General features: G+C 53.0%; 16 protein-coding genes. 6 read left to right on the top strand and 10 right to left on the bottom strand.

What is annotated here, in order from left to right; genetic code table 11:
- Positions 1 to 17: 17 nt before the first annotated feature.
- Positions 18 to 1,535, bottom strand: a complete 1,518-nt coding sequence (locus tag SH527x_RS19375) for an amidohydrolase (RefSeq protein WP_437192341.1) — start codon at positions 1,533 to 1,535, stop codon at positions 18 to 20.
- A 400-nt stretch (positions 1,536 to 1,935) separates the two neighbouring features.
- Here SH527x_RS19375 and SH527x_RS19370 point away from each other — a divergent pair, with 400 nt between their 5' ends.
- The 4 genes from SH527x_RS19370 (at position 1,936) to SH527x_RS19355 (ending at position 11,010) form a co-directional block, all read left to right on the top strand.
- Positions 1,936 to 6,033: a hypothetical protein gene (locus SH527x_RS19370; RefSeq protein ID WP_437192340.1), complete on the top strand. Its 4,098-nt coding sequence runs from the start codon at positions 1,936 to 1,938 to the stop codon at positions 6,031 to 6,033.
- Between the two features lie 99 nt (positions 6,034 to 6,132).
- Entirely contained in the window at positions 6,133 to 8,586 is a 2,454-nt protein-coding gene (locus SH527x_RS19365; protein ID WP_437192339.1) for a BatA domain-containing protein, read from the top strand.
- A 671-nt stretch (positions 8,587 to 9,257) separates the two neighbouring features.
- The gene (locus SH527x_RS19360; RefSeq protein ID WP_437192338.1) at positions 9,258 to 10,076 is read left to right on the top strand and encodes a serine/threonine-protein kinase; all 819 of its coding nucleotides are present in this window, start codon (positions 9,258 to 9,260) and stop codon (positions 10,074 to 10,076) included.
- The gene (locus SH527x_RS19355; protein WP_437192337.1) at positions 10,045 to 11,010 is read left to right on the top strand and encodes a PP2C family protein-serine/threonine phosphatase; all 966 of its coding nucleotides are present in this window, start codon (positions 10,045 to 10,047) and stop codon (positions 11,008 to 11,010) included. Before SH527x_RS19360 ends, SH527x_RS19355 begins: the two co-directional genes overlap by 32 nt.
- Positions 11,011 to 11,082: 72 nt before the next feature.
- On the opposite strand, the gene SH527x_RS19350 is transcribed toward SH527x_RS19355, so the two are convergent.
- The 9 genes from SH527x_RS19350 to SH527x_RS19310 form a co-directional block, all read right to left on the bottom strand.
- Entirely contained in the window at positions 11,083 to 12,204 is a 1,122-nt protein-coding gene (locus SH527x_RS19350) for a glycosyltransferase (protein WP_437192336.1), read from the bottom strand.
- A gap of 114 nt (positions 12,205 to 12,318) precedes the next feature.
- The gene (locus tag SH527x_RS19345) at positions 12,319 to 13,056 is read right to left on the bottom strand and encodes a hypothetical protein (RefSeq protein ID WP_437192335.1); all 738 of its coding nucleotides are present in this window, start codon (positions 13,054 to 13,056) and stop codon (positions 12,319 to 12,321) included.
- A 95-nt stretch (positions 13,057 to 13,151) separates the two neighbouring features.
- Positions 13,152 to 14,072, bottom strand: a complete 921-nt coding sequence (locus tag SH527x_RS19340; protein ID WP_437192334.1) for a hypothetical protein — start codon at positions 14,070 to 14,072, stop codon at positions 13,152 to 13,154.
- Positions 14,069 to 15,694: a S41 family peptidase gene (locus tag SH527x_RS19335; RefSeq protein WP_437192333.1), complete on the bottom strand. Its 1,626-nt coding sequence runs from the start codon at positions 15,692 to 15,694 to the stop codon at positions 14,069 to 14,071. The genes SH527x_RS19340 and SH527x_RS19335 overlap by 4 nt, the downstream gene beginning before the upstream one ends.
- A 607-nt stretch (positions 15,695 to 16,301) precedes the next feature.
- The gene (locus SH527x_RS19330; RefSeq protein WP_437192332.1) at positions 16,302 to 19,454 is read right to left on the bottom strand and encodes an efflux RND transporter permease subunit; all 3,153 of its coding nucleotides are present in this window, start codon (positions 19,452 to 19,454) and stop codon (positions 16,302 to 16,304) included.
- A 132-nt stretch (positions 19,455 to 19,586) separates the two neighbouring features.
- Positions 19,587 to 21,020, bottom strand: a complete 1,434-nt coding sequence (locus SH527x_RS19325; RefSeq protein WP_437192331.1) for an efflux RND transporter periplasmic adaptor subunit — start codon at positions 21,018 to 21,020, stop codon at positions 19,587 to 19,589.
- Between the two features lie 188 nt (positions 21,021 to 21,208).
- The gene (locus SH527x_RS19320) at positions 21,209 to 21,700 is read right to left on the bottom strand and encodes a hypothetical protein (RefSeq protein WP_437192330.1); all 492 of its coding nucleotides are present in this window, start codon (positions 21,698 to 21,700) and stop codon (positions 21,209 to 21,211) included.
- A gap of 269 nt (positions 21,701 to 21,969) precedes the next feature.
- On the bottom strand, positions 21,970 to 22,467 hold the full coding sequence (locus tag SH527x_RS19315) for a hypothetical protein (protein WP_437192329.1): 498 nt from the start codon (positions 22,465 to 22,467) through the stop codon (positions 21,970 to 21,972).
- A 140-nt stretch (positions 22,468 to 22,607) separates the two neighbouring features.
- Positions 22,608 to 24,044, bottom strand: coding sequence for a type I 3-dehydroquinate dehydratase (locus SH527x_RS19310; protein ID WP_437192328.1), 1,437 nt, complete (start codon positions 24,042 to 24,044; stop codon positions 22,608 to 22,610).
- 306 nt (positions 24,045 to 24,350) lie between these two features.
- Between SH527x_RS19310 and SH527x_RS19305 the strand changes: the two genes are divergently transcribed.
- Together SH527x_RS19305 and SH527x_RS19300 are read left to right on the top strand one after the other, a co-directional pair.
- Positions 24,351 to 25,832 carry a circularly permuted type 2 ATP-grasp protein gene (locus SH527x_RS19305; protein WP_437192327.1) on the top strand — a complete coding sequence of 494 codons (1,482 nt, stop codon included), beginning with the start codon at positions 24,351 to 24,353 and terminating at the stop codon, positions 25,830 to 25,832.
- A gap of 152 nt (positions 25,833 to 25,984) precedes the next feature.
- Positions 25,985 to 26,989: an alpha-E domain-containing protein gene (locus SH527x_RS19300; protein WP_437192326.1), complete on the top strand. Its 1,005-nt coding sequence runs from the start codon at positions 25,985 to 25,987 to the stop codon at positions 26,987 to 26,989.
- Positions 26,990 to 26,999: the final 10 nt, after the last annotated feature.

Here is a 26,999-nt window from a genome sequence, read left to right as displayed (position 1 = left end):
AGACAATGCTCGATCGGTCAAGGCGTCGCCCCTGTCAGGTTATTTCGGTAATCCAATGGTGGAGCCTGATCCGGAGCAATCAACGGATTGTATTTTCGCTTCCCGATTCGCTGATCAAAGTCCGCCTTGGCCTGTTCCACCAATTCCGGAGTCGTCAGCAAGTCCGAGGTGGTCGCAGCCAGAATCTGTGCCGCCAAGACCATTCCCTGTCGAGCAAGATCCATCTTCCCACAGGCGACTGCCTGCCATGAGTGGCCGGGTGTGCCCGGCGCCCAACAGCAGACAGAAAACCCGGCAGTTGGCGTCACCCAGGAAACATCGCCGACATCGGTTGACCCCATGCTCACAACACTTGCGCCCACTTCTTTGGACAGGATGTTGGCACGATCCAATGGAAGCGGCTTGGCAAGAGTCGTTTGAATCCGCTGTGCAAACTCTACGTCACTCTCGGTCAGTTTAATATTCAGGCGCTCTGCAAAACGCTTTTCCACCTGTTCAGACAACGGTTGATTCGGGAGCAATTCCATAATGCCCCCTTCATGCTTCACTTCGAGTCGAGTCTCCGTCGCCAGAGCCCCAGCCTCGGCGCACTTCACCAATCGGCCGTACAGCTCGCGAACAACTTCCGCGTTCGGATGACGAATGTAGTAATAGACCTCGGCTTCGTTTGGCACGACGTTGGGAGCCTTCCCGCCATTCGTGATGACATAGTGCATGCGTGCCTGCTGAGGCATGTGTTCTCGCATCAGATTCGCTGCATAATTGAGCACTTCGACCGCATCAAGAGCCGATCGCCCCTGCTCCGGTGCTCCTGCCGCGTGAGCACTTGTTCCGTGATAGCGAAATCGGACCGCAATTCTGGCAAGCGTTGATTTGTCTGCAGCAGAGTTCCCCGAGGAAGGATGCCAATGCAATGCGACATCCACATCATTGAACAGTCCATCCCGAACCATGAACGCCTTGGCCGATCCCCCTTCTTCTGCAGGGCAGCCATAAAAACGAACGGTTCCTTTCAGTTTTCCACTTTTCAAGTCGTCTGCAAGCGAGATCGCCGCCATAGCACTGGCGACTCCGAAGAGGTGATGACCACAACCATGTCCCCAGATCGTTCCATCACGAGGCTGCTCGACAGGAACCGCATCCTGAGACAACCCCGGCAACGCGTCGTATTCACCGAGGATCGCAATCACGGGAGAACCGGTCCCAATTTCAGCAGTAAAGGCTGTCGGAATTCCGCCAACGCCACGCTTCACTCGAAACCCAGACTGCTCCAACCAGTCAGCGAGCAGTGCGGCCGATTTCTTTTCCTGATAGCCCGGCTCGGCCCAACCCCAGATTTTGCAGGCGTTTTCCCACCCGACAACGGACAAAGACTGAACCGCTTCGTTGATCTTTTTCTGAGAATCATCTGCCTGAACAGCTTGAAATTGAGCGGCTCCAAGCACCACCCCCAAAAGCAAAACACAACGGAAGTTGATCAACGGTGCCTCCAAAGTGGATCTGTAGAGTGGTCCCAGGAAATGCCAGATCGACACTGTTCACATCAAACTGAGCAAACGGATTATGAAAACCCACCATCAGGAAAGCAAACTCCAATGGGAAATCAGTTTGAGACCCGTGACAGACGCTAAGGATTGTGATACAGGGAGGGGCTTGATGGCCAAAACGCTGGCTGCATGGAAAAGTCCCGATAAAGTCGGAATTTCCTCCTTTGCGGAACGCACAAACGTCCGTCACAATGAAATAAGAGACTGAAATCGAAGAGAACCCGTCCGAGAATCCAAAGGACGAAACGTTTCAGGGAGCATGGAAGCGAAGATGCGGACTCCATAGCTCTTGAAACAAAAACGGTGAATCGGTCCATGGGATCGGTCATTATCAATGCGGACAGGAGATGGGTCCGCTGATTGAATTTGGTGAGTGAAACGAGATCGCATGCCCCCCAGGAAGAAAGCGAATTCCCGCTGGACATTACCTGCCACTCATCTCGTGGCGGCCAAGGATGCCTTAGGCTATTTAAATTTCTCCAGCGGAAATTCCGACCCTCAGTTTGTTCGAAACATTAATTCCCTCTGGGAGATTCTCCCTGAAGGTGTGGACCGTCGTGAGCTTCTGCAGCAAACCCTGCTCTCCGCTCTAGACGACCTCGCAGTAACTCTGCCTGCATTTGCAGATGCACAACAGGCAAAGACCGTCATCCCACTCGCACTGGAAGACCTGTTTCGGGCCTATAGGACATTCCACTCTGACCTGCTCTTCCATATCAGGACAGAAGATTTAGACCATCCAGGTTTTTACGCCGTTCTGATGGAAGCGGTACTCGCTCAAGGGGGGCCGTGGAACGAAGCTCCGCGTATTCTCAGCGGAGCAATGCGCCAACTGAACGACTATGTCGGGTATCGACCTGTCGCCGTCCTCGAAAACGGACGGAAGATGGAGATTTACTCCCATGAGCGATTCCGCCCGATTCCCCTGTTCTTCTCAGGAAGCGGTGTTGCTGCAGGGAAGTATCACGATCTGATTGAACAGACACTTGAGTTGCTGCGGAATGCACCACAGGACATTCTGCACGACTCGTACTTCGATCTTGAGAACCTCGAAGAACTCGTCCTCGATCAACGCGCCTACGACCACCTGCATCCGGTCAACAAGCGAACCAACTATCTGTTCGGCGAGTGGGACCCGCACCGCATCGATAATCGCGGTCTCTTCCGTCGTTTCGTCGTGCGCCAGATTATTCTGGACTCATTGCAGGACTGGATCGACGACAAGAAATCCCGCACTGCTCGCGCTGAGCGTCTGTTTGATGCCGCGGCAGCACTCTGCGGAACAATGTTAATGGCGAGTTCTGTCAGCGGTTCCGGGCCGAACACGCACGACTCGACAACCTCTCTGACGACTTTGCTGCCGATCGTGGCTCGCCGTAGAGACAACTTCTATGCACGCATGATGGAAGTTGCGACCGGAACGCGCCGGGAGCGTCTCTTAAAAGAAGAGAAGAAAACGCAGCAACCCTTCGGGCATGTTCGCCAGTATCTGAACATGCGACTCGCAGGGTACGGAGCCAGACAGGTTCAGCACCGGGAACTGGCACACCTTTACGCTGTGATGGGATATCCAGAAGCAAGCCTGCAACAGGCTCAGGCGATCCCTGCCGCGTCAATTCGAATGGAAACCGACCTTGAGTGTCTGGTTTCAACATCGCGACGATTACTGCATCGCGGACAGGTCGAAGAAGCGTTTACCGCACTGCGTCAGGTTCCAGATCTGTTGCGCCGGGGAGTCCGTTGCGGAGCCTTGGTTGACCCTTGGAACATCCTCGGATTCCAGGGACAGTTCCCACTCTTCTCCTCTCGGGAAGACGCGATTCCAGATAGCCGCATTGAAACACTGCTGTCGATTATGGAGCAGGTATTCGACGCGTTCTCAAATTGTCTAAGCGAAGCTGCTGCACGTGGGCTGGGTGCGCTGCGCGAAGAGATTTCGTCGATGTACCTCGGCCTCGCAGAGTGGTGGGATCAGTTCGGCAGCGACGTCATTGAGGAACTTCCAGACGTCTCTGGACAAGAGAGCTGGGAATCGGCGACGCATGTCTCCAATGCGCTGATGGAATGGCGTCAGGCTGGCGAATCCGCTGGCGACATTTCTTTCTGGCGCAGTCACGTTGAGAAATTCCAGTCCGCACAATCCTATGCTCTCGTCGTCGACTCACTGTTGCAGCGAAAAGACTATGTCGCCGCGATGGGACTGCTGATTCAATGGGTCAGTCAGCTGGATGATGTCGGAGTCGAATGCCCTCAACATTCCATCTTTTCGCTTCTCATCCGCTGGATCAAAAGCATCTCGTCTGCAGATGCCTCGGTCACAGGTGCGGAAACGATTGTTGGAATTCGCCGGATGTTCGACTTCCTTGAAGCGAACGCTGAAGAATGGTGGAGTGTTCCTCGCTTAGGGCGCGTCGTTGACTCTGCACAGCCTCCCAAAACAGATGGGCTGGAGTTCGGAGGCTCAGAAGGAAGTCCAACCGACGATTCCGACAAGGAAGACGATCTTTTCGGGGCGGCCTATGATGACATGGTCTTCCGCGATAGTGCCTCTGACGGACAGTGGGGAGACACTGCCGATGGAGACAACAGCAATCGAAATACTGAATTCGAAGCGATCAATCGTGAGCTTGAACCACGTCTGAAGTTCCTGAACGCAGTCGGCCAGATGTGGCAACTTGCGGCAGCTCGATTCGCACTGGAGCGGCAACGCGGGGGCGAAGACTGGACTCGAAATCAGCAGACCGTTGATGCCATGACTCATTGGCATCGTCAGGCTCAGCGGTGGCAGATTGAACTCGCGGAACTGATGGAGTCCATCTGGGACCACGAGATCACCGCTTCCTCTGGCGATCACGATGCGAATGTTGAATACGACATTCAGATGCAGGTGAAGTTCTATCTGCTCCAGCAGGTCATCACGACGCTGATCTGTTTGCGAAATGGAGAACGCCTGCTGAACGGAAACATTCCGGATGACGTGAATGTTCCGCGCGGTACAGAACAGGATCGGCAACTCGCCAAAGTCTATCGGGCTGTCGTTCAACGAGATGTTCAGGCGATCCGTGAACTCGTTCCGCCGTTGCTGGACAGACTCTCACGCAATCCACTTCTGTATATTCCTCTTGAAAGTGGGGGTGCTCCCGGGCAGATCCTGCGCACTCAGGCATTGCAGTCTGTTGTCCGTTTTCTGCTGCGTGAGTTGCCGCGTCTCGGCTTGCTTCGAGAAACGTGGCACACGCTGTTCACTGCGTTTCGCATGGAACGCAAATATCGTCCCAAAGGTCAGGCGATCACCGAGTTCGATCGTCTTTTCTCCATCGCATTACGAAGCACACTCGACGCGCTGGTACGAAGCGTGAAGAGCTGGTCCAACGGACCTGTTGATACCGAAGATCTCGTCGAAGCACTCGGGCAGATTATCGAGCCGTATCAGTGGCTCTGGCTGGAACACAGCCGCACCATGCGGATCTCTGCCGTGGATGGAGTGCGCAAGGGCGATGAGTGGGAAGAAATCTGCGAGTTCATCAAACGGTATGGACACGATCTCTTCCATGCCAGCCAGCTCACACTCGGCAACCTGCGAGCGATTCTGCACAATGGCGTCGACTGGTTCCTCGATTACCTTGAAGAAGAACAGGACCCGATGCGGCCGATTCGTCTTCTCGAAGATCTCGATTCCGGGGTCATTGATCGGGACGATGCTGAATGGTGTCTCGAACAGGTCTATTCCATCATTGTCGACCGCTTCGATCGATTCCTCGAATACAACACAACGACGACTCAGTCAGACTATGGCGAGCAGATTTATAGCCTGCTCGACTTCCTCCGGCTGGAAGCGGTCTACGATCGCGACTACTGGAATCTGACTCCTCAAATCATTCTTCACGAGGTGCTCGTCAGGAATCAGCTGCTGGAAGCGGCAGAACTCCGGGAAGCGACCTTCGCACTCCAGACGTCCGAGATCGCAGATCAACATCTTGCAGATCTGCAGAAACTCCAACGTCGCTATGGAATGCGGATGCCGACAATCACGGATCACCTGAAAGAGCGGTTCGTAAAGCCGCTGGCAGTGAACCGGATTCTGGCACTCGTAAACCAGTCTGTTGCAGATGCCCGATCAATTGAGCCTAAAGAATCCGCGACGTTTGATGTCCTTCGCGAAGAAGTTGACGAGTACCTGGAGGACTCTTGGGGATCAGGAATCGATGTTCCTGACTGGTTGCGGTCACTGGAGCGAGAAGTCTTCGCGGCAGCACATCCGGAAGAAGGGGGCCGCCCGGGAATGGAAGCTGATCTGGAAGTCTTCCCTGTCCAACTGACACGAGAAGAATTCCTGCAACAGATGCGGTCATGGCGTGACCCGTTGTCTGGTCAAAAATCAGGCTTTGGAGATTCACAGCACGATCCTGATGGCCACGAAATGCTGGATGACACCAGCGAAGATGATCTCGATTTCCACCATGACGAGGACCATCCTCAACCATGATCAGGCTGAGTCGTCTTTCAGATTGAACTGGCGGTCACCGGCACGGCTCTGTCGCCTTGGACAGAGTCGATCATTTCACCCTCAACAGTGTTTTCGGCGATGTCATTTCTGAACTCTCCGCTGCTGCTGGGTTTATTCGCGCTGACCGTGCCGGTCATCCTTCACTTTCTGCTGAAACAGAAGCCACGGAAACTGAATTTCCCGGCGTTGCGCCTGCTGAAACAAAAGCAGCAGCAGAGTACGCGCCGCATGCGATTGCGCCATCTTGCCCTGTTATTACTGCGAATTCTGGCGTTTGCTTCACTCATTTTCGCACTCGCCAGACCAAGTGTTCCCCCGGCAAATTACAGTCTGACAACTCAGGAATTGATCACACTCGGGATTGTCATCTTTGGTGGAATTGCGGCTTATTTCTTAGCCACACGGCGAGTGAGCAACACCAAACTTCCGCAATTCCAGAAGCAGGAACGCCAATCAACCCTGCGAAATCGAGCCACCATCGGTTCCCTGATCGCAATCCTGCTGCTGGTGGGCTGGCCCTATCAGCGTCGCATCGCCGCTGAGTTCTCCCAGCCTCGGAATGCCGTGACGTCTCTCGACCTGCCCGTCGCAGGTGTCCTTTTATTCGACAACAGCCTGAGCATGTCCTATCTGGAAGCAGGAGAGACCTCGCTTCAACGGGCCATGACAATTGCGAAGAATCATCTTCAGACACTTCCAAACGGCAGTCGTGTTGCGATCGGAGAAAGTGGCAACGAACACCCGATTCCGTTCCAGCAGACCATGACGTCAGCAAGTCGGCGGATTGAAACGCTGGAGGCTTCACCGGCTCAAATTCCGCTGGATGACCGGTTGCGTGAAGCAATCAAATCATTGAGCGAGGATCGAAAGCGGACTCTCGCATCACAGGAATCTGTTGACGAGAAGAACCGCAAAGACCAGTACATCCGCCGCATTTATCTCTTCACGGATCTGGCGAAATCGGCCTGGCGCACCGCCGGAAGTTCTCTGCTGATTTCGGATCTGCAACGCGAACAGAACATCAACGTGTATCTGATCGATGTTGGCAGAACAAATGGTCACAATCGGGCGGTCACAGCGGTCAACCTGTCAGGGGAGCGAATTCCAGTCGGGGGCGAACTGACCATCTCAGTCACCGCTCAATCGCAAGGTGAGGACATCGCGTCACAGGGACTTGAGCTGTTGATCGAGAACCGGCAAGGAGAGAATCTCAAGCAAGGTCAAACGAACCTGCGACTTGATAACAACCTGCCAGCGCAAGCCGTCTTCCCTTTGATCACTGGTGTCACACAACCGTGGCTGCAAGGGGAAACCCGACTGAACGGGACTGACCCAATCGCATTCGACAACTCACGATTCTTCACAGTTCAAGTGAGCGAACCGCCCCCTGTCCTGGTCCTGGCTCCTGACTCAGACACAGCACAAGCCTGGGTCACCGCACTGGCTCCCCACGACCGCCAGAATGTCTCATTAAACAAGTTCAAACCGCATTTCGAGCCGATCTCAAAGCTGCCGGAACTCTCTCTCGAAGTGTTCCCGGCAGTGACGCTCATCAACTGCCCTCAACTCCCGGATGCGGCATGGTCGAAGCTCGGCCGCTATGTCGAACAAGGGGGAGGCCTGATTGTGATTCTGGGAAGTTCAGACCTGCAGGCAACCTCGTACAATCGTGCCCCTGCACAACAGTTTCTGCCGGGCCAACTCGATGCGTGGCACCCCATCGGCGAATGGAGTTTTTCGGTCTCGCTTCGCAATCATCCGCTCTTTTCGATCTTCCGACGGCTCGAAAACTACGGCTCGTTTTCGATGTTTGAGAATCTGGTCTACGTCACCCGCTTCTGGAAGGTCACCCCAGCAGAGGGAGCTCAGGTTCTGGCGAACTATACCGATGCGGAACGCTGGCCGGCGATTCTCGATCGCGGATACGGAAAAGGTCGTACCGTAATGGTGACCACCTCAGCGAATCTCCCGGAAAACCCGAATCAGCGCTGGAACAATCTTCCGAGCCCGTTGCTTGATGCCTGGCTGTTTCTCAGCTTCGTCGAGCAGATGACCGACTATGCGTCCAAACTGAGTGACGCGCGTCATCAGTTCGTTTCAGGTCAAACCGTCACTGCGAACGTCCCTCCGCTTCCGGCAGATCGCCAGTTTCTGTTGAAGCAACCTGACTTACGTCAATCCCGCATCACGGTCACGGCCGGTGAAACTCTGATCACGATCAAAGACGCATTCGTCCCAGGTCACTACCAGATCATCGAACCGGATAGTCGCGAAACGATCTCGGCGTTCAGCGTGAATCCCCCTGCGGAAGAGAGCGACCTGACGCGACTGACGAATCAAGACTTGAATGATCGACTGGGAGTCGACCGCTACCAGATCGCCCAAAGCCTTGAAGAGCTTAAAGATCGCATCAATGCAGCCGATCTCGGGCAGGAAATCTACCCATTACTGCTTGTTCTGGTGGTCGTGATTTTCTGTGGCGAACATCTCGTCGCAAACCGCTTTTACAGACAAACCGGGGACTCGGCCTAAACAGGTTCTGGTCTCAAGGAAACGCTTCTTCTGGGGCGGCACCGACACGTCAGAAACGCCGGTCTGCTCTCTCGGAATCACATTTTTTAAGAACCGCTCTTCTGAGGTTGGGCAGTTAACGGTAGGTTCGTAGGGTGAAATCTAATTTTCCGAGTGAAGCTGAAGAATTTGATCAGTCGACCCTTTCCAGTTGTACAAATTTAATGAAGAATTGAAGTGTTGTCATTGCTGGAAGAAGCCGCTGAAGCGACGAGCGATTTGGGCCGCCTCCCCCCGACCGACGCAGATTGTTTCAGGCCAATTTGAGCAGGAAAAAGCAAGAAATCACTGTCAGAATCGGGTGACCAGGTCACGCCTCATTGCCTTGCAACTCACTGAATGGCTCTTGGTAGCCATGAGCGTTCGGCAGACAGATGGCGCCCTTGGAAGACCTTTCCGGTTTCGTCAAATTTCCCATCTAATCCTGCCATACTGCTCACATCACCAATAACGGCCGATGATAGTTATGCCGTCTTTGGGAAATCTGAGGTTGCACCTGAAATTTCGTCCCCACGAAATTACGAATTGAAGTGTCGCCGTGACTGGCTCGTGAAAACAGGATTTCAACTGATCAAGCAGCTGTTACACGGCCACCTGAGAGATTAAACCGGTCTGGTTCCTATTTAAGAGGCGTGATCACCTTGTCGATTCGGACACGTCAAAAACTGGGCAAATACCGCATCGAAAAGCGTCTGAGCGAAGGCGGTTTTGCGACGGTGTATCAGGCATTCGACACCATTGAAGGTGTTCGAGTCGCTTTAAAGATCCCTCGAACCATTAAACCGACTGCTGAAGCTCTCCTCGATTTCAGGCGGGAAGTGCGAGTGGCGGCCAAGCTTGAGCACCCCAATATTCTGCAGCTCAAGGATGCTTCCCTGATTGATGACCACTTCGTCATCACGTTTCCTCTGGGCGAACGAACTCTCGCCGATCGTCTCTCGCGTCGTCTTTCGCTGCGGACCGCGCTTTCGATGGCCGAGCAGATGCTGGAAGCACTGGCCTATGCCCACCAGCAACGAATCATTCACTGCGACGTCAAACCAGAGAACATGGTCCTTTTTGCCGGGGATCGGCTTCGCCTGGGTGACTTTGGAATCGCCAGATTCGCTCAGAAGACAATAAAAGGGTCTGGCAGCGGAACACTGGGGTACATGGCCCCGGAACAGGCAATGGGGAAGCCCTCACAGCGTTCTGATGTTTTCTCCGCAGGTTTGATTATCTATCGTATGTTGGCAGGGGAATGGCCGGAATGGCCGTACTCCTGGCCACCCCCAGCGATCGGAAAGCTACGATCTCGTGTGCATCCGGATTTCATTGCCTTTCTTCAGAAAGCCATTGACGTTAATCCGAAACGACGCTTCCGTGATGCGGAACAGATGCGCAATGCCTTTTTGCGACTAAAGCCAAGGGTTTTGAGTTATGCCGAACGTCGCCGACGCAAATCGGCCTGAGACCATTTCGACTGATGTTTCTTCAGAAGACACGCCGGCACAGGTTCAAGACGCCCCGAGCGCGACAGCCCTTCTCGATACGATCGGAGCTGTTGCCAACGCAAAGATCGAAGTCTCCGAAGCAAAATGCGGTGGGGGACATGCGGCATGGACGACCTTCCGCTCGCCCTTCAAATCCGGCATTAACGAAGACACCATCGCGACATTCAATCTGAGTGAAGGACGCGGCATTCTGCTGGTGGCCGACGGACTTGGAGGCCATCGGGACGGTCATCTCGCGTCTCAAATGATCAAGTCCAGGATCGCGAAAGCGACCAGACATCTCGCGAAGCCATCCAAAAGCCATCTGCTGAGTAAGATCGTTCCCGTTCCGACGGAGTTCTCCGGAACGAAGAACACGGAGTTGCGGACGATTATTCTTAATGAAATCGAACTGACGAACCAGCGACTGCTGCGCTCGCGAACAGGGTCTGCAACGACACTGGCGCTTGCCGAAACCAATGGCCGCCGCATCAGGACGTACCACATCGGAGACTCAGAAATTCTGATCTTCAGTCAACGGGGGCGTCTCAAGTTCTCAACCGTTTCGCATTCCCCCATCGGTTACGCTGTGGAATCGGGGATGATTACGGAAGAACAAGCTCTGTTTCACCCAGACCGTCATCTGGTTTCCAACGTGATTGGAAGCGAGCAGATGTCAGTCGAGCTCGGTACCTGGGTGACACTCTCCTCGCGAGATACGGTTTTGCTGGCATCGGACGGCCTCTTCGACAACCTGATGCAGTTCGAAATTATTGAGCATCTCCGCAAAGGGAATCTGGCCGATGGAGTGCTAGAAGTGACGAAGCTCGCCAGACAACGGATGTTATTCCCGGATTCAGACGCTCCGTCCAAACCGGACGACCTGTCGATTCTGGCGTATCGTTGCGCTTGATTCCAACGTTTGGCTGCAGTCGCCTGTCACGTTCCCAGCGTGAGATTCTTGAACCGAATTCTCTCGCAGAGATCAGTGGGAAGAGTCGTTCCGCTTCGCATATTCTGATCGCAAGAGATCAGCAAAGCGATCGATCATGGCTTGCACGGAAAACGTCTCTTTCATTCGTTCCGCCGCAGATGCTCCCACTTTTTCAGCGAGTCCCGGCGTTCGAAACATTCTCAATGCGAACTGCGCAAAGCCGGCGCAATCACCCGGTTCGACCAACCAGCCATCCTGATCGTGGCGAACCAGTTCCCGATTCGGTGGAATGTCGCTGACGACGACAGGGACTCCACAGGACATGGCTTCCATCAGGCTATTGGACATCCCTTCGAAATCACTGTTCAACCAGAAGACATCAGCAAAGTGCAGCAGACTCGCGGCGTCCTTGCGGTGACCTGCAAATACGACACGGCCATCTGTTTCGCACGACTTTGAAAAGTTTTCGAGGAAGAACCGTTGTGGACCATCTCCAACCACAATGAAGTAATACGAAGGATCCGACTGCTTCAGGAGATGCGTGGCCCAGACCAGATCCTGTATCTTCTTTTGAGCGGCCAGGCGTCCAATATACATCCCGATCGTGGTGCCCTCCGGCAGACCCATCTGGCTGAGAAACTCGCTTCTGGTCATCGATGGTTGCGGGGGAATCTCAACCCCATTCGGAATGACCGTCACTTGTTCCGTCGGGATTCCCAGATTCGTATAGAAGTCAGCGACACTTTGCGAATTCGCAACCAGTCGATCCATACGAGAACGCAACAAGCGGTCGAGTCGAAGTTGCCAGCCAGCTTTCCAGGAATCGACACACCGTTCCGAGATGATGGTGATCGGGCGATTCTTCATCCCGATCGTTGCCAGTCGGGTCACGGTATTCGCGGCAAAGAGACAGGAAAGAACAATGTCCGGCTGTTCTTTCTTCAAATGCTTTCGCACCTGCATCACGTGTCGCAGATCAAAGCGTCCACGTTTATGGAGAATGGTATATGGAATTCCATGCTCAGTCAGTACGGCCTCAAAAGGACCTCCACGAGACAGAGCCAGCACCTGCACTTCAAACTCATCACGTGGCAAACCGCATGCGAGCAACGCAAACTGCTTTTCAGCCCCGGACTGGTCGAGAGTCGGGATAACTATCTGTAATCGGATCACGGCATCGGATTCAGTTGGAGAGCATTCCGGAGAACTCACAATTCAATGATTTTATCGCGTGGTCGCATCTCGAGTCGATCCTTTGAGAGCGTGCCTGTCTCTCTGGCGACACGGTTAGCGGTAGAAGCCAGGAGCTGCGGAAACTGGCGGAACGGCTCCAGAATACGGGGACGCCACGGCGGGAGCCGGATACCCTTGCACTGCACCGGGAGGAACTTGCATGAGGCCAGGGTGAAGTGCGCCGGGATAAACCACGGTTGGTTGAATCGTCCCTTGCTGGACGGGAACCATTTGAGACGTGCCACTGGGTGCCGATGCATAGATCGGCATCGCCCCTGCTGGCATCTGCCCTGTCTGAATCGTTCCGGCCGGCATGGCCCCGACAGGAATCGCACCAACCTGCATTACACCGGGTTGAATAATCCCCGCCTGCATTGTCGCTGGCTGCGGTTGATAAACGTACTGGGAGTTCTTGGGGAGCTTCGCCATCTGAGGGCCCATCATCGGCGGCATCCCCGTTGTGACGGGTGCCCCCGGTTGTGGAACCGATGTTTGTGGCTGATTCCCGAAATTCGACCGGAGGAAACTTGAGTAGTAGCGATCCTTAACCTGTTGTGCCGACGAACGTTGATTCTGAAAGCCCAACGGACGAAAATTCATCTGTGGACCGACGCTGGCATCTGGATAAGGGTCCTGAACCTGAGCAGCGCGCCTTTGAGCTTCCGGATGCCGCATTGCAAAGTCCGGATACTGCATCTTGCTTGGAGAAAATGCACCACACCCCGACCCCAGCAGAATGCTGGCGAGTAAGAAGATCGTGCGTGAAAGGGGCATTTTCAAAGGAGAAACCATCCGATTTTTACAGGATGGGGCAGTTCTAACGAACTTTGCCAGATTCGCCCAGACGAATTTCCTGCAGGATGAATCAACCGCACAGACGCAGCGAACTACGTCCCGTTTTCGGCCCAATTCAGGCGATGAATCCCCTGATTCTGAAACCCGACAATGGCCCATTCTCCGAGTGGATCACACAGCACATCGACAATTTGATCCGGTGCTTCTGTTCGCCAAAGTTGATCGCCATCCGCGTCGAGCCAATACAGCGACTGCTCGATGGTGGAAATAATCACTCGTTCCGGTTCATAGCTGGCATCGACCCGATTCACGGTCCCTTCGACGATATAGGAGCCGACGAACTCGCCATCCCCGTCGATTGCCTGAACTCCTTGAGCGAACGACGCCATGTAGATCAAATCACCTTCACCAGTGATGACCATCTTCCCGACGTTCGAAAGGTTGTTTTCTCGCCAGATTTCTGCCCCGTTCAGATTGTGGCAACAAATCAGGCCATGCTCGGCAGCAGCGAAGATGAGTGGCTCAGTGACACAGAACCGGAAGAATGAGAGAGGACGCATTGTCTCATACTGAGCGATTTTACGATTTCGCTCGTTGTAGATCAGCGTGATTCCGCTCGCCAGCGAAACTGCCAGATGATGCCCAAAAGGAGAAACGGCAGCAGCCAGGCAGACATCAGGAAGAGTGAACTTGTGAAGCGTGTTCAGGTTTGAACCAAGCCGGATGACTTCATTCTCACCGACGATCGCGACCCCTTGAGATCCGTCGTCACTCCATGCCAGAGAAATGATTGCAGGTGACAGTCGTGTTAGACCGGTGACCTGCCCATTACGACTGATTCGCTGAATGGACCCGGTACGATCTGCAGCATAGATGTCGCCGGATTCGCGACTCAGACAGAGAGCTGCCAGCGGTCCATCTGTTCCAATGGACCATCGAAGAGAAGGTCCCAGCCCGCGTCCCTTTAACCAGGGAAGTGATTTCGGGTTCGCGGGCTCGTTACCATTACTCATCGAAGAGACAATTCGCTTCCTTGCAGCTGGCGAAGTGCTTCGCGGAGATCCGGATCACTTTCCAGATCAACTTCACCCAGTCTGCGATTTACTGGACCGTCCTGAACAACAACATCTGGTTGCAGGCCGATTTTACCCCAAGTGTGCCCGTTCGGCGAATAGAACTTGGCGGTTGTCAGTCGAACGGCAGTTGAATAGCGGGAATCATAGATCGATTGCACGCTCCACTTGCCGAAGGATGTGCGTCCGACAATCACTCCGCGTTTGTGGTCGCGAACCGCACCGGCCACGATTTCACTGGCACTTGCACTGTGTTCGTCAATCAGAAGAACCAGCTTTGTATTCCAGGTTCCCGGGCGATGAGCGGTGTACGTCATCGACTGATCAGCGGCACGGCCTCGAGTCGACACAATCACCCCTTCATCCAGAAACCGATCCAGCACCTCAATCGCGGCGGTCAGCAATCCACCCGGATTCTCACGCAAGTCCCAGATCAGTGACTTCATTCCTTGACGGTTCAGTTCATTCAGGGCGTTATCCATTTCTGCGACAGTGCTCTGCTGGAACCCTGTCATCTGGATGTAGGCAATCCCACGCTCTTTATCGATGATCTTATAGACCGGAATGCTCTTCACTTTCACTTCACGACGGTTGCAGGTGTAGCGAAAGATCGAGGTTCCTCTGGTGACTTCAAGCTCCACTCGAGTTCCTGCACGACCTGCCAACAGACCAGCCGCTTCTTCCGTTGAAGCGTTTCGGATGTCCCGTTGATCAACAGTCACGATGCAATCGCCACGCTGAAGACCGGCTTCTGCTGCCGGGCTTTCAGGGAGTACCTGACTCAGGCTCATTCCTTTTCCGGCACTCGCTTCCATGACGATGCCGATTCCAACGAATTCACCTTTAATATTCCCAAACAGATCCTGCTTCTTGCCTGGGCTCAGAACGCTGGAGTAATCATCCAGACAGTTGCAGGCCCCGAAGATGTATTCCATTACGATCGGACCAGTCTCGAGTCCAACGCTCTTGCTGCAAAGTTCGCTCACATCAGCGACGAGTTTACGAGCCCCGGAAACTCCGTTGACCGGCTTGTTCCAGAAACCGTCGTACAGTTCACGACGCAATTTCTGGACTTTATCGTCGGATGCCCCGAACAGATTCTCTTCCAGAAATCGTGGGTTCCCCAATGCCAACCACAGACTCTCAGTTCCGTGAGCGACCAGAGAAGTCGTGTTAATCGGGTCGACATAATGATTCTGAATATTGATCAGTACATCGTCGTACAGAGCCAGTGCTGTATCCATATTCATCGGTTTCAGCGACCGGATGAAGGTGTCATCGCTATAGCGACGAGCAATGGAGAACTGAAACTGTGAACGACGCAGCCCACGACTCAGTGCATCCTGCTCTGGCCATTGCTTGAGTGCTCGTTTGTAGAAATCAATCGCTTCTTTCCAGTTGCGCTGATCCTCGAGTTGTGTCCCACTGCTGACTGCAGCCTGCACATCTGAAGGAACCTGTGCCTGAAGCGTCGTTGCCCAGAACAACATCCCCAAAACGATACTGGAGAATCCCAGCAGTCTCGCGTGAAAAAATGCGTTTCTGGTTGTCCGCAGATCCATCCTGCTCCCCTTTGAAATAGCAGACGGTGGACATGTCATTCGAATCATCCTTGAGGATCAGCTGGCTCCAGTCCGAGAGCCCTCTGCCAACAGCAATCCATTTCCTTAAGCTGTCATTCGAACTTAGTTCACAATGCTACGACGGGCAAAAGAGGACACGCCTAGAACTTGACTAAAAAACCTGTTTGAAACCAATTTTCAAAAGATCAAATCAGATCGTGCGATTCAGGGTCAGTTTACCTACAGAGCAATTCCGATAATGCAGGCAATCCATACCGGCAACAACAGCGCACAACACGCATATCCACTACAAGCAGAACTCAACGCTGCCGTCGCAGCCTAATTATCAACACAACCCCAAAAATCACCTCAATCGACACGTTGACCTGGCGATTCAATTTCTCAACAAGCGTTTCCGAGAATCACCACAGAACAACGAGCCTGTGTTCGCCAATTGCAACATTTGCGTCGAAAACAGGCGTTAAAAGCACGGATATCTCCACCTGAATTTTCGATTTCCGGTCCCCTTTCCGGAAACGAAGAAGCCCCTCCGGAGATCTCTCCACAGAGGGGCTTCACCAATTCACTCACTTCTCAAGCGAGAGCTCTATTCGAGTTCTTTCCTGACTTTGGAGAGATGCAATGCGTCTCTCCCGCTGAATCGCCAGAACAAACCGGGGTGAATCAGGTATTCACAAATCGTGGATGTAATGAGCCCGCCAAGAATGACGGTCGCGACTGGATGGAGAATCTCCTTCCCAGGTTGATGCCCTCCGATCACGAGCGGAATCAACCCAATCCCGGCAGTCAGTGCTGTCATTAAAACCGGTGCGAGACGTTCAAGGCTCCCTCGCAAGATCATCTGATACGTGAACCCCTCCCCTTCTTCCCGCATCAAATGCAAATAATGGGAAACGAGCAGAATGCCATTTCGGGCAGCAATTCCGCCCAGCGAGATGAACCCGACCAGACTGGCGACGGTCAACGTCTGTCCAGTAATCCACAATGCGATGGCTCCGCCCACGAATGCAATTGGCAACGCAAACATGATCTGCAAGACAATGCGAACCGACGGAAACAGTGTATAGAGAACGAGAAACACACCTGACAGTGAAACAAGACTCAGGATTCCGATCAGCTTTGTTGCTTCCTGCTGTGCTTCAAACTGTCCCCCGAATTCAATGTAATACCCTTCCGGGAATTTCACCTTCTCCTGCACTGCACGCTGAATATCAGCGACAACACTCCCAAGGTCGCGGTCTGTTGGATTACAGCGAATTGTGATTCGACGGCGGACGTTCTCTCGATTGATCGTGTTCGGGCCGCCAGCTTCATAGACTCGCGCGACTGCTGACAGTGGAACGCGCTCTCCATTCGGAAGGTCCAGAGACAGACGATGCAGATTTGCGTAATCCGTCCGGTGCTGATCATCAAGTCGAATGACCAGATCAAACGTCCTCTGGCCTTCGAGCAGAGTTGAGACGACTCGCCCGTTCAACGCAGTTTCGATGAATTCATTAACGCGTCCGGGTGTCAGCCCATACTCCGCAAGCTTCTCCCGATTCAGCTCAATTCGAATTTGCGGAATCAACTGTTGAGGCTCAACGACCGGTGGAGCAAGACCTTTGATCCCTGTGATCGCAGCTTTCACCTGCTGTGCTTTCTCACGCAGGACATCGAGATCATCGCCGTAAATCTTGATCGCAATTTGCGCCGTGACGCCAGACAGCATGTGGCTGATCAAGTGAGCGAGTGGCTGTTCGACTTCGTATTCGATGCCGGGGATCTCTTCCAGTTCTCCTCGTAATGTTGCCAGGGAATCCTGACGACTCACACCGCTCTCTGGATTAAAGGTCACAATGTACTCTGTGACGTTCACTCCTTCTGCATGTTCATCAAGCTCTGCCCGACCACTGCGTCGGATGAATCCGGTCACGAGTCCTTTCGGAGTGTTGTCATCCTGCATATGCCTGCGAAATGCCTGATCGACCATTGCCGAGACCCGATTCGACTGCTCCAGTGAACTTCCCGGTGGAAGGACAACGTTGACCTGAGCTGCTCCTTCGTTAAACGGGGGCAAAAAATCGGTCCCCAACTGAGTCAGGAGGAATCCGCTGAAAACAATGGCCACCATTGCACCAGAAATCAAAACCGTGCTTCCCAGCGCACTACAGCTGAGCCGAACAATTGGAGTTGCCATCCACTTCAATCGGGTGAGCAACCAGCTGTCTTCTGTTTTGTGTTCAAAGGATTTCGTCTTCAGCAGCAAACTTGCCAGGACCGGAGTGACCGTTAACGAGACCAGCAGAGAAGCCAGAATCGACACAATGTAGGCCGTTCCCAATGGAGTAAACAGGCGGCCTTCCATCCCCTGCAGTGCGAACAATGGAATGAACACCAGAATGACGAGCATTGTGCCGAAGACGATCGAACTGCGAACTTCCAAACTCGCTTCATAGATAACACGCAGTGCCGGTCGAGGGTCGGGAAGCTGAGCATTTTGTTTCAAACGCCGGAACACGTTTTCAATATCGACAATCGCATCATCCACGAGTTCTCCCATGGCGACTGCAATTCCGCCGAGCGTCATGACATTGATCGACATGCCGGTCGCGTAGAAGAACAGACCCGTTAACACAATTGAGAGTGGAATTGCCGTGAGCGTGATCAGTGTTGTTCGCAGATTCATCAAGAACAGGAACAGCACAATCATGACGAGAATTGCCCCGTCCCGGAGTGCTTCGAAGACGTTATGGACTCCAATGTCGATGAATGATCGCTGGCGGTACAATCTGGTTTCCAGAACGATGTCTGGATTCGTTTTCTCAATCGATTTCTGAATGTCTGCAACGGCAACGTCAACGAGTTCTGTCAGTCGTCGAGTATCGACATTCGGTTGTTTCGCAATGGTCAGCACCACGGCAGGGTGTCCGTTGACGGAAGAATCTCCACGTTTGATTTGGGGAGCCTCTTTCACGGTAGCGACGTCCTGAATCAGAATTGGACGTTCGCCGGGCTTAACAACCGTCATTCCAATGTCGCGAGCCGAAGATGCTCGACCGATTCCACGAACCAGAAACTCCATCGAGGCACGTTCCAGATAGCCCCCAGTGGAATTCTGATTACTCTCGTCTAAGGCAAGCTCCACTTCCTTCAAAGTGACGCCGTATGCGATCAGCAGATCGGGATTCACCTGCACCTGATACTGCTTCCGTCCGCCTCCCATGACGATGACCTGAGCAACACCTGGAATCGTCAGCAGTCGCTGGCGGACCACCCAGTCGGCTTGAGTCCGCACATCCATCGGCGTCGTGGATCCATCGCGACTCCACATGCCGATCATCATGATCTGGCCCATGATCGAACTGATCGGAGTCAGCTGTGGCTTCGCGATTGCAGGTAGCTGATCAGCCACAACAGCAAGTCGCTCGTTCACAATCTGTCGAGCGGTATACACATTGGTATTCCAGCCAAACTCAACATAGATCACCGAAAGACCGATCCCAGAGGCACTCCGTACTGCTTCAACACCCGTTGCCCCGTTGAGAGTCGACTCCAACGGGAAGGTCACCAGTGTCTCGACCTCTTCCGGAGACAGCCCCAGAGCCTCTGTCATAATTGTGACACGAGGTCGAGTCAGGCTCGGGAAAATATCGATCGGCAGTCGAAAGCAAACGGCGCCTCCTCCCAGCAATGTCACAATTGCCAGACAGACAATGAGAAGCCGATGCTGTAATGAAAATCGAATGAGCCAATTCATTCGTCAAATCCTGTCTCAACAATGATTTCGCTCTGATCAGGGACGGGAGCCCTGTGTTTTCTAATCACTCGCAGCCTGCATTTTTCACTTCAAGACGCAACGGCGAGTCCACATCTGCGCGAGAAAGCCGAACTAGTGGTTGTGGCCTGCATGCAGGTCGACACCGCCCCCCTGTGCTTTTCTCAGAGCCAGATTCAGCTGATAGGCTTCGTTCATGGCAATCGGGTCATCCGGAAAAAGACTGCCATCGTCCGCGAGCACCGCAAAACGCGAGTCCTCATACATCACTGATACCGGAACACGTTCCATCAGCGTCCCGTTTTCGCGAAAGACGTACGACTCGGCTCCTTCCCGAACCACAGCGGCAATCGGCAGTACAATCTTGTCTGTCCAATGCTCGACCGGCACACGGAGTTGCACCCGTTGTCCAGGTTTGAAACGCCATGCCCGAAACATCATCCCGTCAGGATTCTTCAGGTCTCGAATCACTTCGTTCTTGATCGGAAGATAGAATCGCAGCAATCGGGATTCAGGATCGACAACATTGTCTGCGTACTGAATCTTCAGGTTTTCCCGCAGCATCGGCTGATCATTGTTGGACTCAAAGACAACTGTCACCGGACGTTGTTCTTCGATTGTCTGATTGATCAGCTCAGAGTCTTTCTGAAACGCCATCCCGATCACCCGAAGATCGGTATGCAGCGCCAGGGTGCACAGTTCATCACCGGGGTTCACGAGCTTCCCGGGATAGACCTCCAGATTCTCCACTGAGTACACACGATCATTGGGTTTAACAGATGGCGGTGGCGATTCGACCTTGAAATCCACCTGATTAATGATGGACTTCACTAACTTGGAAGTTGTGCTGGCGGGAGTACTCTCTTCATCGGAAGGGACACGAATGGTGAACGACCTTAAGAGGATTTTCGAGTCCATGATCGCGCGAATCTGGTCGGTATCTAGTCCTCGAACAAGCAACTCCTGAATCTGTACAAGCTGCTGGGTTTCCAGCCGCTGCTTCTCATACTTCTTCTCAAGGACACGAGTGCCGGGGATACTTCCCTGCTCGACCAGTGGCTCAATTCGTTTGAGTTCCAGATCGACCAGCTCGATTTCCTGAACCGTCTTCAACAGACTCGACTGAGCATTTGCCAGCACTTCACCCGTCGTTTGAATATCAACCAAAGCCTCACCGGGCCGGACGGTCTGTCCAGGCAGCACATAAACCTTTGTCACGACTCCATTCACATTAGTCGTAATTCGGCGTTCGCTATGCCCCGGTTGCTCGGAGATGGTGCCGGGGACAACGATCGTCCTCCAGAACTCCGATTTCCTGACCGGCTCAACAACCAGACCAAGGTTCTTTCGCGCCTGCTCACTCAGGACGATCTCATTGGCTGATTCATCCCCGTGATCATGATCGTGGTCGTGATCATGTCCCTCGTGTTCATCCGAACTTGTCGCTGCTGTCTTCGAAGAAACGAAGCCACTGGAGATCGCAAGGGCATACCCTGCTCCCACTCCTGCAGCCACAAGAATTGCATAGATAACGAGCTTCTGAGTCATCGGATGACTCCTTATTCCATCACAAATTTGAATGCGAACAATAATGAAGAAAGGCAACTGCAAGACTGTTGAATCAACCAAACCGGTTTAGACCGTTTCGGTCCATCATGTGGCCCCGCAGCAGCCTTCCGGATTGGAGAGAGGCTGAATTCCGCGTTCCAGAGACGCTGCATGATTTCTGGAAAGCCCTAATGGGCGTGATGATCAAACGACACCTTTCCGGCGTAGCTCCGATTCTGAATCGACACGCGAAACACAGCTTTTGTTCCATGTTTATGCAACGAGCTGATTAAGAGTTTGTGCTGAATCTGAAAGGTAGATGGAGCCTGTTTCCCTTCGTTTGAAGCGAGTGCAGGCAACTGATACTGCTTCGAAGTCGTTCCACTTTTCAGATTAATAACTGCATAGAGAACGTCCGTAACAACAGCTTGTTTCCCGGTCTTATCAAACAGCCGAAACGTCAACAGACTCTCGGCCTCGTTCAAAATGACCTCGGCTCGATATTCGTGATCTCCGAGTTCAATAAACGTCCCTTTGGCGGCATCGCTGGGTTGATGAGAGCTCTCATCATGTGCATTCGCATCACGGATACCGCGATCAGAAGCATGAACCACCAGCACCGCGAACAACAATGTCCCGAGCTTTAATACAGTCGCCATCACATTCAACCAGTAAAACATTAGAAATTTAAACGACACGTTTCAGAACAGCGCAAACCGCAACAGGATCGACCGCAGTATTCAAAACGTCGAACAGATCATTTCCGGACTGTGAACGAATGCAACTGGCGGATTCCTGATGAGTGACAGGACTCCATCGCGCAGCACAGAACCAATGGAACATGCGGAATTGAACAGATCTCGACGAAATGCATCGGTCGCCACGCGCTTTGACAGGCTTTCATCGCGCGAAACCCTGTCAGGCGGATCAGCAGCACAGATCCAGCCGATTACACGAGATAGACAGAGAGCACAGACCTGGGAGGATGTGTCAGCCAGTCCAGAAGAGACAAAGACGAGAAGGACTCACACTGATTCTCCAGCGAAAGAACCAGTTCACCAGCGTCAATGAATGTACAGCCAGTCAGCAGATCTAGCGTGCGAGTCACGTCAGGCGAGTTGTAGAAGAGATGTGTTCCCACACACAGGTGGTGTTGATGCGGTTCTTCAGAAGTCTCAACAGGCTCTTGCGAGTTCGATTGCTGAGCAATGTTATTTTGCTGCGATGCCGACTGTCGTGTCGTTTCACTCTGACATCGGGAACGGGCTCGGGAACTGGTATTGTGTCCGCAGCAGTGACTCTTCGAGGAAGCGGCTTGTACTGGGACTGCGATTTCCGCCTGAACATCCGCGCTCCTGACCTGATGCATCCCAGTCAGATCGCAACAACAGATCATCTGCTGTGCGATAAAGGTGACCAGTGAAATCAGGCAAACAGCGCCGCGCATCCTCTGCTCCGAAACAAACCGACCAGTACTTTCTCGACAGTTCACAGCATAAACCAAAGATTCGACAGAAGTATAGACAAAGCTCGCAGAATCCCTTTGATGTCATCTGACCGTCATGATTTCCATGTCAGTTCAGACTCTCAACTCAGAGAGTTGCCGCCGGGCAGGTCGGCCCCGGTAATGGATTTGAATTGAGTTTCGAGCTGATCGCGATAAATCCGGCTGCTGCCAATCACATGACACCCTCGCAATCTTGCCTCCTGAAGCAGCGAACTCTCCAGTGGCAGATTGCTGATATCAAAGACTGTCATCGTCGGTCTAAAGAATGACGGGTTGAGCTGGCCATGCATGACGCCTGCTTCGAGACCGGGGTCCGCCAGAATCACAATGTCCGTGAGTGTTTCATAAAGGTTTTGAAACGGGACGAATCGGCACTGATTGACTTGAGCCGTCTTTTGAGACTCTTTGTCGTCAGGCCCACAAATACTGACAAGCCCCTTCCGTTGGCTGATCGCGTAAACCATCGACTGCGCAATCCCGCCGTTTCCCATCACGAGAACCGTCTTTTTCTCGATCGATTTCCCGGACGCCTGCAAATCCTTCTCTAATGTCTTTAGAGCGGAACGCCAGAGTGTGTTGTATCCATGCCAGCCATCGTCGCGTTTGAGCAGCAGATTCACAAACTGACACTGGCGGTCAAGTGGATCAAGATGGTCGGCCAGATCAATGATTTTCTGCCCATGGTCCCGCTGAATCAGGATCGCCTTGATCTTCAGAACGTCGAGCATTTTCGGCAATTGTCGTGTCTCTCCCAGTTCCAAAGGCAGACAGCAGGCGTTCAGATTCATCGCACTGAACCCGTCATTCAACGCGGTTGTCGTGATCTGCTGAGCCTCTCCAAGTCCGGCAATTCCGACGAAAACCGTTTTGGAATTGATACGCTCACAGTGATACGTTTCTTTCAGATCGAAGACCGTTGCCTGACCGGGATACGCTTCCATTCCCGGCTCCAGAGCGGCATAGATCCATGGCGAACCGTACTTCAACCCGAGGAGAGAAAAGGTCAGTTCGGCCTGACCGAGACCCATTCCAACAACGGGGAGTTCTCTTTTTTGACTGACTGCCGCCAGTAATGGCCAAGCCGCATCAAGAGTTGGGGTGGGCCAGGCAAACTTCACCACATCCGCTTTTGCATTGGCCGCTTCGTTGAAAATCCCTTCGATATTGGTTTCCGGACGATCCAGCCGCGTGAAGCTGATGACCCGTTTCGTCTTTCCGAAGCGAGGAATTCCCGGGGCGATATCGAGATCCAGTTCAACGTAATCCGGCCCGGCAGCGATCGCCTGACGTAGAAGAGTCAAGCGTTGGGCTTCAGTCCCTTGCCACTTCCCCCCATCCTGAGGACGCCGGCAGGAGACGATGATCGGCTTTTTAATTGCCGTAATCAGGTCCTGGACATCCGGTTCATTAACGAAGTTGTCCAGACAGAGTTCAACAATGTCTCCCATCCTCGCTGCGTTCAGAAGGTCCACTTTTGCCAAAGTCCGGGAGATCGGTGTGACGGTGACGCAGATCATGCCTGAATCCAAACTGGCAGAAAAAATGGGGAACGATCCAAACCTTGCAGGGGATTATAACCGTGTCGAATACTATCGTCTCGGATCAGCACCGTTTTGAGGGCTCAGTTCACAAAATCACATTCACTCATGTCAGAAAGCCGATTTGGACCCATTTCACTTGGATAAACTGGACTAGACAGCTTACTCCGAGAGTCGAGAGAATCCCGGCAGGTTCAACTTCCATTGAAATGTCCCGGCGAAGGCTGTCGTAAAACACTGCGAGCGCTCGCAGGTTAGCCGGGACTTGAGACATGACCTGACAACATGACCGTACCTCACAATTTCGAAGGTTATCTGACCGAAAATTTCTATGACGAACTTTTCTATTCAGATGGCCATCCGAGACCCGGAAGTCAGCTCCTGATCGATAAGATCAACTCACTCCCCCCCGGTGAATTGAAGCATCGACAGGAAGCAATTGAACGAGCGCTGCTGCGAATGGGGATCACATTCGCCGTCTATGGAGATCAGGCAGGGACAGAGAAAATCTTCCCGTTCGATATCATCCCGCGAATCGTTGAACCGTTCGAATGGAACCACATTGAAGCCGGGCTGAAGCAGCGCATCAAAGCGCTGAACCTCTTCATCAATGATATCTACCATGATCAGGAGATTGTCAACGAAGGCATTCTTCCTCGCCCGATGCTGGAGAAGGCCAAATCGTACCGCAAAGTCTGTCAGGGACTGACTCCCCCTAAAGGGATCTGGTGTCACATCACCGGGACAGACCTGATCCGCCACAGCGACGGAGCAATCTACGTTCTTGAGGACAATCTGCGATGTCCGTCCGGGGTTTCATACGTCCTGCAGAACCGACAGGTGATGCAAAGAACGTTCCCGCATGTCTTCTCGGCATCGAAGATTCGCCCTGTTACGAATTACCCGAGCAAGCTCTACGAAACACTTTCTCACCTCGTCCCGGAACATATTGGCGAACCGACAATCGTCGTGATGAGCCCCGGCATTTATAACTCCGCTTATTACGAGCACTCGTTCCTTGCTCAGCAAATGGGAGTCGAACTTGTCGAAGGACGTGACCTCGTCGTGAAAGACGGGTTCGTCTACATGCGGACAACTGACGGCTTCCAACGTGTCGACGTGATCTATCGACGCATTGACGATGACTTCCTCGACCCGGAAGCATTCCGCCCTGACTCCATGTTGGGAGTTCCTGGGCTTCTTGATGTCTATCGCAAAGGGCGTGTCGCTCTCGCCAACGCCCCAGGCACAGGCATCGCCGACGATAAAGTCATCTACGCTTTTGTCCCAGACATGATTCGCTTCTATCTCAATGAAGAACCGATTCTGCCAAACGTGCCAACGTATATCTGCGAGCGCGAAGACGATCGCAAGTACGTCCTTGAGCATCTGGACGAACTCGTAGTCAAAGCTGCCAACGAAGCTGGCGGGTACGGAATGCTGATTGGCCCTCACTCAACCAAGGCAGAACAAGCCGAGTTTGCCCAGAAGATCATCGAAGATCCTCGAAACTATATCGCCCAGCCAACTCTGGCACTTTCCCGTGTCCCAACAATGGTGGGTGATCATTTTGAAGGACGCCATGTCGATTTGCGGCCTTATATTCTCTATGGAAAATCGATCTGGGTCCTCCCTGGTGGATTGACCCGAGTCGCCCTCAGAAAAGGTTCGCTGGTCGTCAACTCATCCCAAGGGGGCGGAAGCAAAGACACCTGGGTTGTCGCGCAGTCCGAAGTCGAGATTCAGAACGGAACCAAAGAACTGTAAAGCAGAGACGTTATTGATCCGCTGCAAACTGCAACGGAAAACGGAATGCGCATTCCGTTGCTCATGAAGTCATTTTATTCACGGAGTCGCTCCCTTGAATAAGATGCCCGACCAACTTCAGAGCCTCCCCTACTCGAACATATTCTGATTCCATGCTCAGTCGCGTTGCAGAATCAATTTACTGGATGGCCCGTTATGTTGAACGAGCGGAAAATCTCGCACGTTTCATCGACGTCTCGCAGAATATGATGCTGGACCAGCCAGACATCGCTCATCAGCAGTGGCAACCCCTGATCTTCGCCACTGGAGATCAGGAGGAATTCAAGAAACGGTACGGAACACCAGATTCTGAAAATGTCATCCACTTCCTGGTGTTCGATCGGAACTATACGAATTCCATCATTTCGTCACTGGTCATGGCCCGCGAGAACGCTCGAAGTGTGCGTGAGGTCATTTCCTCAGAAGCCTGGGAACAGCTCAACGAATTTTATCACTTCGTGCGGGATTCCGTAAACAATCACCGCCCGGCAGTTGAGCTCAACGACTTCTTTACGGCCATCAAAGAGCGCAGCCACCTGTTCAACGGAACGCTGGATGCCACAATGTCGCATAATAAAGGATGGCATTTTGCCAATCTGGGGCGACTGCTGGAACGTGCTGATAAAACCAGTCGCATCCTTGATGTGAAGTATTTCACCTTGCTTCCACATGTGCAGGATGTTGGAACGACCGTCGACGATCTGCAATGGTCATCAGTCTTACGCTCTGTCAGTGCATTTGAGATGTACCGTAAGCGTTTTCACAGCATCACAATCCACCGTGTCGTTGAGTTTCTGACACTGGATCAGTCATTCCCGCGAGCGGTCCGTTTCTGCATTGATCACGCCGATGATTCGCTGCATCAGATTGTCGGTTCCCCGAGCGGAACATATCGCAATACAGCGGAACAAAAGTTGGGCCGTCTACGTGCAGAACTCGCTTACACCGACGTTCACACGATCGTGAATCAGGGAATTCACGAGTTTATCGATGGACTGCAAACACGATTGAATTCCATTGGCGAAGCGATTCATGAAACATTTTTCGCACTGAGACCGGTTGAACAATCGCAGCGTCAATCACAACAACCAATGCAGCAACAACAAATTCAGAAATAGTTCACGACGC

Source organism: Planctomicrobium limosum, from assembly GCF_051465645.1.
Lineage (GTDB): Bacteria > Planctomycetota > Planctomycetia > Planctomycetales > Planctomycetaceae > Planctomicrobium.
This window is presented reverse-complemented; position numbering and strand designations above follow the sequence as displayed.